The following is a 13,552-nucleotide window of genomic DNA, read 5'->3' as shown; positions in this document are numbered from 1 at the left end:
GAGATTCAGGCTGTGGCAGTTTTTTGTAGCAGCGCTTCAATATCGGCCTTCAGCGCTTCGGGCTTGGTGGTCGGGGCGTAGCGTTTGACGTGCCCGTCCCGGCCAATCAAGAACTTGGTGAAATTCCACTTGATCCTTTCGGTCGCCAGTACCCCCGGCGCACGCTTTTTAAGCGCTACGAACAGTGGATGAGCCTGGCTGCCATTGACGTCGATCTTCTTGAACAGTGGAAAGCTCACACCGAAGTTCAGCTCGCAAAATTCGGAAATGGCCGCGTCATCACCGGGTTCCTGTTTGCCGAACTGATTGCAGGGAAAACCAAGAATCACCAGCCCCTGATCCTTGTATTGCTGCCACAACGCTTCAAGTCCCTTGTACTGGGGAGTGAATCCGCACTTGCTGGCGGTATTGACCACCAGCACCGCTTTACCCGGGTAGTCCGCCAGCGTCTTTTGCTCCCCCCTGAGGGTGGTGCAGGGAATGTTGAGCAAGTTGTCAGTCATGACGGAGCCTCTCCAGGTAGATTCAGGTGCGCGGAACCAGATCCAGGCATACCGAGTTGATGCAATAACGCAGCCCGGTCGGTGGCGGGCCATCAGGGAATACATGCCCGAGGTGGGCCTCACACTTGGCGCAGACCACTTCGGTGCGAACCATGCCGTGACTCACATCACGAATCTCGATCATGGCGCTGTCGCCAATCGGTTGATAAAAACTCGGCCAGCCGCAACCCGAATCAAACTTGGCGCTAGAATCAAACAGCGGTTCATTGCAGCAAACGCAGTGATAGACGCCATCGGTTTTGGTGGCGTTGTATTTACCCGAAAATGGCCGCTCCGTACCTTTGAGCCGGCACACGTTGTACTGCTCGGGGTCGAGCATGGCCTTCCACTCGTCGAGCGTTTTATTCAACTTTTCCATAGTTCTGCCTCTGTAGCTGAAAAACCCTGCCCGGTGGCTTTTACAGGGGTCGGGGGGCACGTATGATTGCGCCTCGTTATTCGCCAGTCTGGCACCCGCTCTATCTGCATTCAAACGGATTCTTGAAGCAATGCGGTGTTTGCAAGGCAGGATTACCCAGTGCCGGGATTTCACGCGGCCTGGATCGTTCATTTTCGGGATCACATCGCCATGCAGGTCAGCAAATCAAACAAGCTCGCCAACGTCTGTTATGACATTCGCGGCCCAGTGCTCAAGCACGCCAAACGACTGGAGGAGGAAGGTCATCGCATCCTCAAGCTGAATATCGGCAACCCGGCGCCCTTTGGTTTTGAAGCGCCGGACGAAATCCTTCAGGACGTGATCCGCAATCTGCCCACTGCACAAGGCTACAGCGACTCCAAGGGTCTGTTCAGCGCGCGCAAGGCGGTCATGCAGTACTACCAGCAGAAACAGGTAGAAGGTGTCGGCATTGAAGACATCTATCTGGGCAACGGCGTCTCCGAACTGATCGTGATGTCACTGCAGGCACTGCTCAACAACGGTGACGAAGTTCTGGTGCCGGCACCGGACTACCCGCTGTGGACTGCGGCCGTGACCCTGGCCGGCGGTCATCCAGTGCACTACCTGTGTGATGAGCAAGCCAACTGGTGGCCTGACCTGGCTGATATCAAAGCCAAAATCACTCCCAACACCAAAGCCATGGTCATCATCAACCCGAACAACCCGACGGGTGCGGTGTATTCCAAGGAAGTGCTACTGGGCATGCTGGAACTGGCGCGCCAGCACAATCTGGTGGTGTTCTCGGACGAGATTTACGACAAGATCCTGTACGACGACGCCGTGCACATTTGCACTGCCTCCCTGGCACCGGACCTGTTGTGCCTGACCTTCAACGGCTTGTCCAAGTCGTACCGGGTGGCGGGCTTCCGCTCAGGCTGGATCGCCATCTCCGGCCCCAAGCACAACGCACAAAGCTACATCGAAGGCATCGACATGCTGGCGAACATGCGCCTGTGCGCCAACGTGCCCAGCCAACACGCGATCCAGACGGCACTTGGCGGCTATCAGAGCATCAACGATCTGGTATTGCCCAACGGTCGCCTGCTCGAGCAGCGCAACCGCACCTGGGAACTGCTCAATGACATCCCCGGCGTCAGCTGCGTGAAGCCGATGGGCGCCCTGTATGCGTTCCCCCGCATAGACCCAAAAGTGTGCCCGATCCTGAACGACGAAAAATTCGTCCTGGACTTGCTGCTATCGGAAAAGCTGCTGGTGGTTCAGGGCACCGCCTTCAACTGGCCATGGCCTGACCACTTCCGCGTCGTGACCTTGCCGCGAGTCGATGAACTGGACATGGCTATTGGTCGAATCGGTAATTTCCTGAAGACCTACCGTCAGTAATGTCCTCACATGCTGTGCGAGCTTTGAAATGTCGCACAGCATGTGTCGAGTTAAATTTTATTCACGTGCGCCTCTCCACTGCCCTCGCACACCGCCCTGTCCACGCCCTGAAAAAACTTGCACCTAGTGTTTGCTGGGGCCCGATTGAATTTATACGCATAAAAAAACTCAATCGGGATTAGGAAATGACTGGCTTGTTACTAGAATCAATCTGCAGGACACAGTTTGAAATAGTCGCCCGGTTGAATAGCCTGTGGCAGCACCTTATATACCCGCATGCGGCAATACCTTTAAGACGAGGAGATTCTTACAACCATGATGCGCATTCTGCTGTTTTTGGCCACTAACCTGGCGGTCGTGCTGATTGCCAGCATTACCTTGAGCCTGTTCGGCTTTAACGGGTTCATGGCGGCCAACGGGGTTGATCTGAACCTCAGTCAGCTGTTGATATTCTGTGCGGTCTTTGGTTTTGCAGGGTCTTTGTTCTCGCTCTTCATCTCCAAATGGATGGCGAAGATGAGCACCAGCACCCAGGTGATCACCCAGCCCCGTACCCGCCATGAACAATGGTTGATGCAAACCGTTGAGCAACTGTCCCGCGAAGCAGGGATCAAGATGCCTGAAGTAGGGATTTTCCCGGCATACGAGGCTAACGCCTTCGCCACTGGCTGGAATAAAAACGATGCGTTGGTCGCTGTCAGCCAGGGTTTGCTGGAGCGCTTCTCGCCCGATGAAGTAAAAGCTGTACTGGCTCACGAGATCGGTCACGTTGCCAATGGCGACATGGTGACTCTGGCACTGGTGCAAGGCGTGGTGAACACCTTCGTCATGTTCTTCGCCCGCATCATCGGCAACTTTGTCGACAAAGTTATATTCAAGAACGATGAAGGCCGCGGTATTGCTTACTACGTCGCGACCATTTTCGCCGAACTGGTACTGGGCTTCCTCGCCAGCGCCATCGTGATGTGGTTCTCGCGCAAGCGTGAATTCCGGGCTGACGAAGCCGGCGCACAACTTGCCGGCACAACGGCCATGATCAGCGCCCTGCAGCGCCTGCGCTCCGAACAAGGCCTGCCAGTACACATGCCTGACACCCTGGCGGCTTTCGGCATCAACGGCGGGCTCAAGCAAGGTCTTGCGCGGATGTTCATGAGCCATCCGCCTCTGGAAGAACGTATCGATGCACTGCGTCGCCGCGGCTGATAGCACGGCAACGTAAAAAGGGCGACTCCGGTCGCCCTTTTTCATGCCTGCAATTCAGGCGGTCTTGCACACCCGGTACACCCTCTCCACCAGACGCGACGCCCCGCCTTTAAGGAACTTCCAATTCTGACCCAGAACGTCCGGCTGCTCAACGATCTGCAGTGACCAGGCAGGCGCCAGCAATTGCTGCACCTCATCATCAGGCACCGAGAACGGAGGGCCTTTCATCTCGTGCTGATCGTAATCCAGGGTAATCAACAACCCCCTGCAGTCCCGGGGCAGGATTTGCGACAGGTGCAAGGCATAGGCCTTACGCATTTGCGGTGGCAAAGCAATGATCGCCGCACGGTCATAAAGCCCTGCGCACCCGGCAACGTCTGCCGCACTCAAGGCAAAGAAGTCGCCGCATATGATCGTCACCGGGCCCGCCTCATACACCTTGAAGCCGCCTTGCTCACGAACCTGCGGCGTGACCCTCTGTTCGCTAAAGAACTGCTCCACCGCCGTTTGCGACAGCTCTACACCCAAGACCTCAAAGCCACTGGCCGCCAGCCAGCTCAGATCCAGGCTTTTACCGCACAAAGGCACCAGAACCCGAGCGCCACGAAGCAATTCAAGTTGGGGCCATAGCCGTTCAAGGCAGGGATTGACTTGCTCCTGGTGGAAACCGATCTGATTACGCTGCCACCGGTCGTGCCAAAATTCAGGCTGCATGATTCACCTTTAAATTCGATCAATAAGCACTAAAACTTATATTGGATTTAGATCAATGCCGGGTTGAAGATGGCACATCTTAACCCTGAGGCCCCATCCCATGCTGCCCAGCCTGTATATCTCACACGGTTCTCCCATGCTCGCACTTGAGCCCGGCGCCAGTGGCCCGGCACTCAAACGCCTGGCAGCCGAGCTACCCCGGCCAAAAGCCATCGCGCTGGTTTCTGCGCACTGGGAAAGCACCGACCTGCGGGTCGCCAGCAACCCCGCACCCGAGACCTGGCATGACTTTGGCGGCTTCCCGCCCGCCCTGTTTGCCGTGCAATACCCAGCCCCGGGTGAGCCTGTCCTGGCCGCGCGCATTGTGGAACTGCTGGCCGAACATGGCTTGGCGGCCGGTCTGGACGCACAACGGCCCTTTGACCACGGCGCCTGGGTGCCCCTCTCGTTGATGTATCCGGCAGCCAACATTCCCGTAGTCCAGGTTTCATTGCCCAGTCAGCTCGGGCCTGCAGGCCTGACTGAAATCGGGCGCGCGCTGGCAACCTTGCGTAGCGAAGGGGTCCTGATGATTGGGTCCGGCAGCATCACTCACAACCTGCGCGAGCTGGACTGGCACGCGGGCCCGGAAAGCATAGAGCCCTGGGCCAAAGCCTTTCGCGACTGGATGATCGAAAAACTTGCCGCTGACGACCAACCGGCGCTGCACCAATACCGGCAACTGGCGCCTTTTGCAGTTAAAAATCACCCCAGCGACGAACATCTCTTGCCGCTGTACTTCGCCCGCGGCGCAGGTGGCTCTTTCAGCATTGCCCACCAGGGCTGGACGCTGGGCGCGTTGGGGATGGATATCTACCGGTTCGGGTGACACCACGCACACCTTGCAATAACCGCCTTGCTTGCGGGGAAATCGCGAGCCAGCCCGCTCCCACCGTTTTATGCCGCTCGCCCCTCAAATTGCAGGCAAAAAAATCCCCGAACCAGTCGGGGATTTTTTTAGCGATCAATCACAGCCAGGCAGTGATTAATCTTCGCGGTAGCGACGCAGCTTGAGCTGCTTGCCGGCAACGCGGGTGTCTTTGAGTTTGGCCAGCAAACTTTCCAGACCTACTTCCGGCAGCTCTACCAGGCTGAAGCTGTCACGCACCTGAATGCGACCGATTGCTTCACGTGCCAGGCCACCCTCGTTGAGGATAGCGCCCAGCAGGTTCTTGGCAGCGATACCATCACGCGCACCCAGCGCGGTACGGCAACGTGCACGGCCTTCGGCCAATGGAACCGGAGCACGACGCTCACGATCACCACGGTCCGGACGGTCGCCAGTACGCTCGGACGAACGCTCACGCGGTGCGCTGTTCGGCACCAGTGGACGGTCGCGTTCGATCGCAGCCAACGTCAGAGCCTGACCGTTGGTAGCTTTGCGCAACAGAGCAGCGGCCAGAGCACGCGGGCTGCAACCGATATCGGCAATCAGGCGATCCAGCAGATCACCGTGAGTCGATTCAGCGTCAGCAACCAGTGGCGTCAGGCTGTTGGTCAACTTCTTGATGCGGGCATCGAGAACAGCTTGGGCATCCGGCAGGCGGACTTCAGCAACCTTTTGACCGGTTACGCGCTCGATCACTTGCAGCATGCGGCGCTCACGAGGAGTTACCAGCAACAGCGCGCGACCTTCGCGACCTGCACGGCCGGTACGGCCGATACGGTGAACGTAAGACTCTGGATCGTAAGGCATGTCAACGTTGAACACGTGAGTGATACGTGGAACATCAAGACCACGAGCCGCTACGTCGGTCGCTACAACGATGTCCAGACGGCCATCCTTGAGGGATTCGATAACGCGCTCACGTTGGTTCTGGGCAATGTCACCGTTCAGCGCAGCAGCTTTATAGCCTTTGGCTTCCAGGGCACTTGCCAGATCCAGGGTCGCTTGCTTGGTACGTACGAACATGATCAGGGCGTCGAAATCTTCGACTTCCAGCAGGCTCAATACAGCCGAGGTCTTCTGGTCAGCGTGAACCAACAGGTGAGCCTGTTCGATCGCGGTAACGGTCTGAGTCTTGGTCTGGATTTTTACGTGTTGCGGATCGCGCAGATGGCGTTCGGCAATGGCACGGATCGACTGCGGCAGGGTAGCCGAGAACAATACGGTCTGACGGGTAGCAGGCAAAGCCTTGAAGATCGCTTCAAGGTCATCCATGAAGCCCAGCTTGAGCATTTCGTCAGCTTCGTCGAGAACCAGGTGGTTCACGGTTGCCAATACTTTTTCGTCACGACGCAAGTGGTCGCACAGACGGCCCGGAGTGGCGACAACAATCTGTGCGCCATTACGGATTGCTTTCAGTTGTGGACCCATAGGGGCGCCGCCGTAAACGGCCACAACGGTAACGCCAGGCATTTGCTTGGCATAAGTTTCGAAAGCGGTTGCTACTTGCAGCGCCAACTCACGGGTTGGCGCCAGGATCAGGGCTTGCGGCTCGCGCTTAGCAGGATCGATGCGATGCAGGATCGGCAGAGCGAACGCGGCGGTTTTACCCGTACCGGTTTGCGCCTGACCAATCATGTCGTGACCGGCCATAATGATCGGGATCGATTGCTGCTGAATAGCCGAAGGTTCTTCGTAGCCAGTCGCAATGACAGCTGCAAGAATGTTCGGATTAAGATTAAAAGCGGCGAAGCCGCCGGTTTCCTGGGTCATGGGTCTGCCTCTAAGTGCATCCGCAAAGACCCATGCTCCAAAGCTGCGCATGCCGTGTAAGACTCAAGAGTCGCCCTGGCTGCTTTGTCGGCGGGGATTTGCGAAAACGTTAAATGAATGGAGCGTTCAGGGTTGTCCGCGAAACGGACGAGCAGCCGAAGCGTGCTTCGGGAAATGCGACACCTAAACGTGGCCCGGCTAAAGGCCGGCGCGCACTATACCGGATTTATCAAAAAAAAGAAGCGTTTTTTTAAGACAAACTCGTCTGTATGCCTCTGCATACCGGGCTTCGGCGATATTTTCGCCCTTGTGAAATCGTTTCGCGCCTGCCCCTTCTGGGGCAAACGCTAAAACGTTTCATCGCCGGGCCTCAGGTCGCCGGGCGAATCGCCTTGATCAGCGAGTCCAGCGAGTAGCCCAGACGCGGGGCCAGGGCCTGGGCCCGGGCAGTGAGCGCATCGATATCCAGGGTCTGATCCAGATCGGACGGCACCAGCAGGATGACGTTGCCCTCCTTCACCGGCAACTCCCAGTAATGGCGGTGATACAAACCACGCAGCAAGGCGGCCCCCAGAGGCTTGCCGTCATCGGTCGCCCACTGATTGATCACCAGCCAGCCATTGGCGGACAGCTTTTTCTGACAGTCTTCGAGAAACTTCCAGGCCAGGTGCCCGGCTGCCGGCCCCAGGTCATTGTAGAGGTCGACGAAAATCAGGTCCGCAGGCTCCGCGCTATCCAGCAGTTCAAGGGCATCACCGATCCGGATGTACAACCGGGGGTCATCGTCCAGCCCCAGGTATTCAATGGCCAGGCGCGGCACATCCGGGCGCAGTTCAATGGCCTCAACATCTTCAAGCGGCAAAAATTTGAGACAGGCTTGAGTCAGGGTTCCGGCACCAAGCCCTAAAAACAATGCGCTTTCGGGCGCCTCATGACACAGCGCACCAATCAGCATGGCGCGGGTGTAGTCGTACTCCAGCCAGCAGGGATCAGCGGTGAACACGCAGCTTTGCTCGATCGCATCGCCAAATTCGAGGAAGCGGTAATCAGCCACCTCCAGCACCCGAATCATGCCGAAGTCATCATGAACTTCAGCGAGCAGACGCTCAACGCGCTCCTCAGACATTTCCTCTCCTTGCCGCGCCCCGGCACACCCCGGGCAACGCTCTAAAAAACAACCACTCGGCGCCGAGCAGAAAGCGCCGATTGTCGGCCATTGCGACGCAACAGGTCACGCACTAATTGCTGCTAACATGCGCCATCCCCTTCCCATACTAGAGTCTGCAATGAGCCAACCCTGGAGCCCTGACAGCTGGCGCGCCCTGCCGATCCAGCAACAACCCCATTACCCTGACGCAGCTCACCTGCTACGCGTAGAGCAAAGCCTGGCGAGCTATCCGCCACTGGTGTTTGCCGGTGAAGCTCGCGAGCTTCGGCGCCAGTTTGCCGAGGTCACTGAGGGTCGGGCGTTTCTGTTACAGGGTGGCGATTGCGCTGAAAGCTTTGCCGAGTTTTCGGCTGCCAAGATTCGCGACACCTTCAAAGTGCTGCTGCAAATGGCCATCGTCATGACCTTTGCTGCCGGCTGCCCGGTGGTCAAGGTCGGGCGAATGGCCGGGCAATTCGCCAAGCCGCGCTCAGCCAATGATGAAACCATCAATGGCGTGACCCTGCCGGCCTATCGCGGTGACATCGTCAATGGTATCGGTTTTGATGAAAAAAGCCGTGTACCCGACCCGGAGCGCCTGCTGCAGTCCTATCACCAGTCCACGGCCACCCTGAACCTGCTGCGCGCCTTTGCCCAGGGCGGCTTTGCCGACCTGCACCAGGTCCATAAGTGGAACCTGGACTTCATCGCCAACTCCGCACTGGCAGAAAAATACAGCCAGCTGGCCAACCGCATCGATGAAACCCTGGCGTTTATGCGTGCCTGTGGCATGGACAGCTCGCCGCAACTGCGCGAAACCAGCTTCTTTACTGCCCACGAAGCACTGTTGCTGAACTACGAAGAAGCTTTCGTGCGGCGCGACAGCCTGACCAACGACTACTACGATTGCTCGGCGCACATGCTGTGGATCGGTGACCGCACGCGCCAGCTCGATGGTGCCCACGTCGAGTTCCTGCGCGGGGTCAACAACCCGATCGGGGTCAAGGTCGGTCCAAGCATGAACACCGACGATCTGGTGCGCCTGATCGACATCCTCAACCCTGACAACGACCCGGGCCGCCTCAACCTGATCGTGCGCATGGGCGCCAACAAGGTAGGCGACCATTTGCCACAACTGATCCGTGCGGTTGAAGGCGAAGGCAAGAAAGTGCTGTGGAGCTGCGACCCGATGCACGCCAACACCATCAAGGCCAGCAGCGGCTACAAGACCCGCGACTTTGCGCAGATTCTTGGCGAAGTGAAGCAGTTCTTCCAGGTCCACGAAGCCGAGGGCAGCTATGCCGGCGGGATTCATATCGAGATGACCGGGCAAAATGTCACCGAGTGCATCGGCGGCGCCAAGCCCATCACCGAAGATGGCTTGTCGGACCGCTACCACACCCACTGCGACCCGCGGATGAACGCCGATCAATCGCTGGAGCTGGCATTCTTGATTGCCGAGACGCTGAAACAGGTCAAGCGCTAGCCCACCTGAGTTGTGCAAAAGCAGTGGGAGCCGGCTTGCCGGCGATAGCATCAGCGCTCTTTCAAGACAGGACGCGTCGACTGCATCGCTGGCAAGCCAACGCCCACAAAGACAGTGCCTGCACGACCCTGCTCATTTATTGAACGGATCATCCCAAAAAGCCCGATGGCTTTCAGTTTCGATATCCGCCCTGCTCAGCCCCAGATCTTTAAGCCCCGCATCACTGATCCGTCGCAGATGTGCCCTCTGGCGCGACAGCTGGTACCAGCGGGCAATCTGACCCGCCATGCGTTGTGCCCAGGAATTCTGACTGACTGCCCGGGCGACCCGGACAAAACCTTTTTGACCTTTCATCATTTGAGACCTCCGTGGGGATGGCTCAAGTTTCTGCCCGGGCTTAAGATCAATCCAACGAATGTTTCTTATGCGATACATCTGCGAGATTGATCAATGGCCGAATTTCCGAGCATCGATACCGACCTGCTGCGCACCTTTGCCGCGATTGCCGATCACGGTGGTTTTACCCGCGCCGCCGAAGTGGTCAACCGCACGCAGTCAGCCGTCAGCATGCAGATGAAACGGCTCGAAGATGACGTGCTCAAATGCGCACTGTTCCAGCGCGACGGGCGCAATGTCAGCCTTACTCCCGAAGGACATGTGTTGCTCGGCTATGCGCGGCGCATCCTCAAACTTCACAGTGAAGTGTTCAATACCCTGCGTCAGCCGCACATGGTGGGTACCGTCAAAATCGGTTCTCCGGATGATTACGTCATGCGTTTTCTACCCGGTGTGCTGTCACGGTTTGCTCAGGATTACCCGCTGATCAACGTCGAGGTGCATTGCGAACCGTCGGTGCAATTGCTACAGCGAAATGATCTGGACCTGACCATCGTGACCCGCAAACCCGGCTCTGAAATGGGCCAGGTTTTACGTCAGGAGCGATTCGTGTGGATGGTGGCCCAGGGCTTCTCGCCCCATGAACAAACGCCCTTGCCACTGGCGATGTTCAACACTGACTGCTTTTGCCGGACTTGGGCCTGCAATGCGCTGGATATCATGCAGCGCGAATACCGGGTCGCCTATACGAGCGCCAGCCTGGCGGCGATCAATGCCGTGGTCAGCACCGGGCTGGCCGTGACGGCCCAACTGCAAAGCCTTCTGACCCCCGATTTGCGGATTATTGGCGAGGCCGAAAACCTGCCGCTATTGCCCTCCGCCAGCATTGTGCTGTTGCGCAAGCCCAACAACGCGTCCTCGCCCATCATCGAGTGCTTTGCCGAGTACATCGTCGAGGGCTTTAAGCTTTAATTGCCAGCAACCCGGCACACAGCAGCAAAAAGGCACAATACAGAACGCGCAGCCTGCGCTCTGGCAGGGCGTGGGCGACCTTGACCCCCCAACTGATGCTTAACAGCCCACCGACAGCCATCGGCAAGCCCATGATCCAGTTGACCTCGCCATGCACCGCGTAGGTCAACAGAGTGACCGCGGTACTGGGTGCGGCCAGGGCTAGCGACAGCCCCTGAGCCACCACTTGCGAAGTGCCGAAGACACTGGTCAATACCGGCGCCGCCACCACGGCCCCGCCGACACCGAACAGTCCTCCCGTAGTACCCGCTACCGCCCCCAGTACGCCGAACCAAGGCCAGCCATAGCGTGAACCGGCTACCGGCCGTGCAGGTGCGCTATACAGTTTGATCAGGTTGTAGAGAGCGATCGCCAGCAAAAAGGCGATAAAGCCCCAACGAATGCTGCGCGCATCCACACCCACGGCGAGCACGGCGCCCAGCCAGGCGAAACAAAAACTCATCAGCACCAGTGGCAGTGCCTGGCGCAGATCGATTTTATTGCGCTGGTGGTAGCGGTACAGCGCGAGAAACACATTGGGCACCGACATGACCAACGCCGTGCCTTGCGCTATCTGTTGATCCAGGCCGAACCACAACCCCAAAACAGGGATCGCAATCAGGCCGCCACCAATCCCGAACAACCCGCCCATCGCCCCCAGAGCGATGCCCAGGGCGGCGTACATTGCAAAATCGATCAGCATTACGCTACCTCTTGATGAGCGCCCATGCTAACCAGTCCCCCGCCTGCGGCAAAGCTCTAAACCGGGGCTTTTTGACCGGCAAAAAAAAGCCCGACCTTGCGGCCGGGCTTTTTCATCGTGCGATTGACGCCAGGTTTAAACCTTGGCGCGGCCCTTGTAGGAGCCACCGTCACGGGTGTCGATCTCGATCCAGTCGCCGATTTCAACGAAATCTGCAACGCTCAGCTCGGTACCGTTTTTCAGTTTGGCAGGCTTCATCACCTTGCCCGAAGTGTCGCCGCGAGCGGAACCTTCGGTGTAGTCAACCTGACGCACGATAGTGGTCGGCAGCTCTACGGAAACCAGACGCTCTTCGAAGAAGATCGCTTCGCAAACGTCGGTCATGCCTTCTTCGATGAACGGCAGAACGGCTTCGATGTCTTCAGCGTTCAGCTCGTACATGGTGTAGTCAGTGGTGTCCATGAACGTGTAGGTGTCGCCGCTGATGAAGGACAGGGTCGCTTCTTTGCGATCCAGGATCACGTCTTCGAGCTTGTCGTCAGCGCTGTATACGATTTCAGTCTTGTAGCCAGTCAGCAGGTTTTTCAGCTTGGTCTTCATGATTGCGCTGTTACGACCGGACTTGGTGAATTCAGCTTTTTGAACCAACCAAGGGTCGTTTTCGAGCTTGATGACTGTACCGGGTTTAAGCTCTTTACCAGTTTTCATTGCGAGTATCCGAATTTGGAATGAGATTTACAAAAATCTAGGCCGCGTATCATATCCAATTTCTATAAAACAGTACTAGCGCTTGCGCAAGATCTGCCTGCAATGACTGTTCCAGACACCACTGCTCAGCGTGCGCAGTGATCTCGGGCCAGTGTTCAAGCAGCAAATTCCAGCTTTGCGCCATATCTGACCCGGCATTCCAGGCATGCCACAAGCCGGTAAATGCACGAGCAGCGGGCGCAGAAAGACCTTTTACATACAGAGCCAGGAACGCATTGAGTTTGACCCAGTGCGCGTCTTCTTCCTGCTCATAGATGTGCCAAAGCAGCGGCCGCCCGGCCCACTGGGCCCGCACAAACGAGTCTTCGCCGCGCACCGCGTTGAAGTCACAACTCCATAACAGGTAGTCGTAATCCTGTTGGCGCACGAACGGCAAGGCCTGGATGCTCAAGGCTCCCCGCTGCTCGACCTGACCGGGCACAAGCTCATTGACCTCGAGCCAGCGCAGCAAGTCGCCCATGATTCGCCCCTGGGGCACCAGCAGATGGGTCGGCACACTGCCCGCGGCCATGGCGTCCAGCCAGCTGGCCAACCCTGAATTTTCATAGGCGAACAACGAAACAAGCCGGGCGTTACTTTTAGGAAACACCCCCAGCCCCTGCAAAAACGCCAGCCTGGCCTGGGGATCTTGCTCAAAGGCACGCCAACGGGCGAGCAAATCAGCTTCACGCAACAGCCCCCCAGTGCCTTGACCAAAGCCCGGAAAAAAGAACATCCGTTTCAGGCCGTCCGCACGCATGGAAGGCAAACCGTGACAGCCACTGACCCAGTCTTCGGCGCTCAAATACTCCAGATTGATCCACAACGCAGGCCTAGGGCGCGCCTTCATGGCCTGCAAATAGCCCTCTGGCAGCTTGCAGGCGAAGGCCTCCACCACCACATCGGCGACGTCCACCGATTGCCACTGCACAGGCCACTGACGCACCTCGACTCCCTGCTGCACTTGTTGCGCCGCCGAAGCATCGGCCTCCGGGCACAACGGCACGAAGGCCTGCAAATCATCGACCCACAAACGCACGGTCTGCTGATGCTCGGCGACCAATTGCCTGGCCAGGCGCCAGGTCACACCAATGTCGCCGTAGTTATCGACCACACTGCAAAAAATATCCCAGGAGGCTTTCATTCCGGGCTCCTACATTCAAA

14 protein-coding genes are annotated in these 13,552 nt (G+C 57.7%); 5 read left to right on the top strand and 9 right to left on the bottom strand.

What is annotated here, in order from left to right; genetic code table 11:
- Positions 1 to 5: 5 nt before the first annotated feature.
- Positions 6 to 503 carry a glutathione peroxidase gene (locus AOC04_RS03615; protein WP_060691191.1) on the bottom strand — a complete coding sequence of 166 codons (498 nt, stop codon included), beginning with the start codon at positions 501 to 503 and terminating at the stop codon, positions 6 to 8.
- A gap of 22 nt (positions 504 to 525) precedes the next feature.
- A complete protein-coding gene (gene msrB, locus AOC04_RS03610) occupies positions 526 to 921 on the bottom strand; it encodes a peptide-methionine (R)-S-oxide reductase MsrB (protein WP_060691190.1) in 396 nt (131 codons plus the stop codon).
- A gap of 210 nt (positions 922 to 1,131) precedes the next feature.
- Here msrB and AOC04_RS03605 point away from each other — a divergent pair, with 210 nt between their 5' ends.
- Entirely contained in the window at positions 1,132 to 2,343 is a 1,212-nt protein-coding gene (locus tag AOC04_RS03605; protein ID WP_060696862.1) for a pyridoxal phosphate-dependent aminotransferase, read from the top strand.
- Positions 2,344 to 2,658: 315 nt separating this feature from the next.
- Positions 2,659 to 3,546 (top strand): protease HtpX, encoded by an 888-nt coding sequence (gene htpX / locus AOC04_RS03600; protein ID WP_060691189.1) that lies wholly within the window; start codon positions 2,659 to 2,661, stop codon positions 3,544 to 3,546.
- Between the two features lie 54 nt (positions 3,547 to 3,600).
- Here the strand turns inward: htpX and AOC04_RS03595 are convergent, their stop codons facing one another.
- The gene (locus tag AOC04_RS03595) at positions 3,601 to 4,260 is read right to left on the bottom strand and encodes a thiopurine S-methyltransferase (protein WP_060691188.1); all 660 of its coding nucleotides are present in this window, start codon (positions 4,258 to 4,260) and stop codon (positions 3,601 to 3,603) included.
- Between the two features lie 100 nt (positions 4,261 to 4,360).
- Between AOC04_RS03595 and AOC04_RS03590 the strand changes: the two genes are divergently transcribed.
- Entirely contained in the window at positions 4,361 to 5,128 is a 768-nt protein-coding gene (locus AOC04_RS03590; RefSeq protein ID WP_060691187.1) for a DODA-type extradiol aromatic ring-opening family dioxygenase, read from the top strand.
- Between the two features lie 156 nt (positions 5,129 to 5,284).
- Here the strand turns inward: AOC04_RS03590 and AOC04_RS03585 are convergent, their stop codons facing one another.
- On the bottom strand, positions 5,285 to 6,958 hold the full coding sequence (locus AOC04_RS03585; RefSeq protein ID WP_003446572.1) for a DEAD/DEAH box helicase: 1,674 nt from the start codon (positions 6,956 to 6,958) through the stop codon (positions 5,285 to 5,287).
- A gap of 370 nt (positions 6,959 to 7,328) precedes the next feature.
- On the bottom strand, positions 7,329 to 8,084 hold the full coding sequence (locus AOC04_RS03580) for a spermidine synthase (protein ID WP_060691186.1): 756 nt from the start codon (positions 8,082 to 8,084) through the stop codon (positions 7,329 to 7,331).
- 160 nt (positions 8,085 to 8,244) lie between these two features.
- On the opposite strand from AOC04_RS03580, the gene AOC04_RS03575 reads away from it, so the two are divergent.
- Entirely contained in the window at positions 8,245 to 9,591 is a 1,347-nt protein-coding gene (locus tag AOC04_RS03575) for a class II 3-deoxy-7-phosphoheptulonate synthase (protein WP_060691185.1), read from the top strand.
- A 132-nt stretch (positions 9,592 to 9,723) separates the two neighbouring features.
- Here the strand turns inward: AOC04_RS03575 and AOC04_RS03570 are convergent, their stop codons facing one another.
- Complete coding sequence (locus AOC04_RS03570; RefSeq protein ID WP_060696861.1) at positions 9,724 to 9,945, bottom strand: DUF1127 domain-containing protein; 222 nt, start codon at positions 9,943 to 9,945, stop codon at positions 9,724 to 9,726.
- Between the two features lie 96 nt (positions 9,946 to 10,041).
- Between AOC04_RS03570 and AOC04_RS03565 the strand changes: the two genes are divergently transcribed.
- The gene (locus AOC04_RS03565; protein ID WP_060691184.1) at positions 10,042 to 10,899 is read left to right on the top strand and encodes a LysR family transcriptional regulator; all 858 of its coding nucleotides are present in this window, start codon (positions 10,042 to 10,044) and stop codon (positions 10,897 to 10,899) included.
- Here AOC04_RS03565 and AOC04_RS03560 read toward each other — a convergent pair.
- The 3 genes from AOC04_RS03560 to earP all read right to left on the bottom strand — a co-directional run bounded on the left by AOC04_RS03560 (position 10,889) and on the right by earP (position 13,532).
- Positions 10,889 to 11,641: a sulfite exporter TauE/SafE family protein gene (locus AOC04_RS03560; RefSeq protein ID WP_060691183.1), complete on the bottom strand. Its 753-nt coding sequence runs from the start codon at positions 11,639 to 11,641 to the stop codon at positions 10,889 to 10,891. The two genes, AOC04_RS03565 and AOC04_RS03560, sit on opposite strands and share 11 nt — an antisense overlap.
- Before the next feature lie 135 nt (positions 11,642 to 11,776).
- A complete protein-coding gene (locus tag AOC04_RS03555) occupies positions 11,777 to 12,349 on the bottom strand; it encodes an elongation factor P (protein WP_003446557.1) in 573 nt (190 codons plus the stop codon).
- A gap of 49 nt (positions 12,350 to 12,398) precedes the next feature.
- On the bottom strand, positions 12,399 to 13,532 hold the full coding sequence (gene earP / locus AOC04_RS03550) for an elongation factor P maturation arginine rhamnosyltransferase EarP (RefSeq protein ID WP_060691182.1): 1,134 nt from the start codon (positions 13,530 to 13,532) through the stop codon (positions 12,399 to 12,401).
- Positions 13,533 to 13,552 lie beyond the last annotated feature (20 nt).

The organism is Pseudomonas versuta, from assembly GCF_001294575.1.
Lineage (GTDB): Bacteria > Pseudomonadota > Gammaproteobacteria > Pseudomonadales > Pseudomonadaceae > Aquipseudomonas > Aquipseudomonas versuta.
The sequence above is the reverse complement of the archived record's forward strand: the minus strand, read 5'-3'. Positions and strand labels throughout refer to the sequence as shown.

What these genes read in the sequence shown, in the direction of transcription:
- AOC04_RS03615 (WP_060691191.1), bottom strand. Translation starts at nt 503, where the DNA reads ATGACTGACAACTTGCTCAACATTCCCTGCACCACCCTCAGGGGGGAG.
- msrB (WP_060691190.1), bottom strand. Translation starts at nt 921, where the DNA reads ATGGAAAAGTTGAATAAAACGCTCGACGAGTGGAAGGCCATGCTCGAC.
- AOC04_RS03605 (WP_060696862.1), top strand. Translation starts at nt 1,132, where the DNA reads ATGCAGGTCAGCAAATCAAACAAGCTCGCCAACGTCTGTTATGACATT.
- htpX (WP_060691189.1), top strand. Translation starts at nt 2,659, where the DNA reads ATGATGCGCATTCTGCTGTTTTTGGCCACTAACCTGGCGGTCGTGCTG.
- AOC04_RS03595 (WP_060691188.1), bottom strand. Translation starts at nt 4,260, where the DNA reads ATGCAGCCTGAATTTTGGCACGACCGGTGGCAGCGTAATCAGATCGGT.
- AOC04_RS03590 (WP_060691187.1), top strand. Translation starts at nt 4,361, where the DNA reads ATGCTGCCCAGCCTGTATATCTCACACGGTTCTCCCATGCTCGCACTT.
- AOC04_RS03585 (WP_003446572.1), bottom strand. Translation starts at nt 6,958, where the DNA reads ATGACCCAGGAAACCGGCGGCTTCGCCGCTTTTAATCTTAATCCGAAC.
- AOC04_RS03580 (WP_060691186.1), bottom strand. Translation starts at nt 8,084, where the DNA reads ATGTCTGAGGAGCGCGTTGAGCGTCTGCTCGCTGAAGTTCATGATGAC.
- AOC04_RS03575 (WP_060691185.1), top strand. Translation starts at nt 8,245, where the DNA reads ATGAGCCAACCCTGGAGCCCTGACAGCTGGCGCGCCCTGCCGATCCAG.
- AOC04_RS03570 (WP_060696861.1), bottom strand. Translation starts at nt 9,945, where the DNA reads ATGAAAGGTCAAAAAGGTTTTGTCCGGGTCGCCCGGGCAGTCAGTCAG.
- AOC04_RS03565 (WP_060691184.1), top strand. Translation starts at nt 10,042, where the DNA reads ATGGCCGAATTTCCGAGCATCGATACCGACCTGCTGCGCACCTTTGCC.
- AOC04_RS03560 (WP_060691183.1), bottom strand. Translation starts at nt 11,641, where the DNA reads ATGCTGATCGATTTTGCAATGTACGCCGCCCTGGGCATCGCTCTGGGG.
- AOC04_RS03555 (WP_003446557.1), bottom strand. Translation starts at nt 12,349, where the DNA reads ATGAAAACTGGTAAAGAGCTTAAACCCGGTACAGTCATCAAGCTCGAA.
- earP (WP_060691182.1), bottom strand. Translation starts at nt 13,532, where the DNA reads ATGAAAGCCTCCTGGGATATTTTTTGCAGTGTGGTCGATAACTACGGC.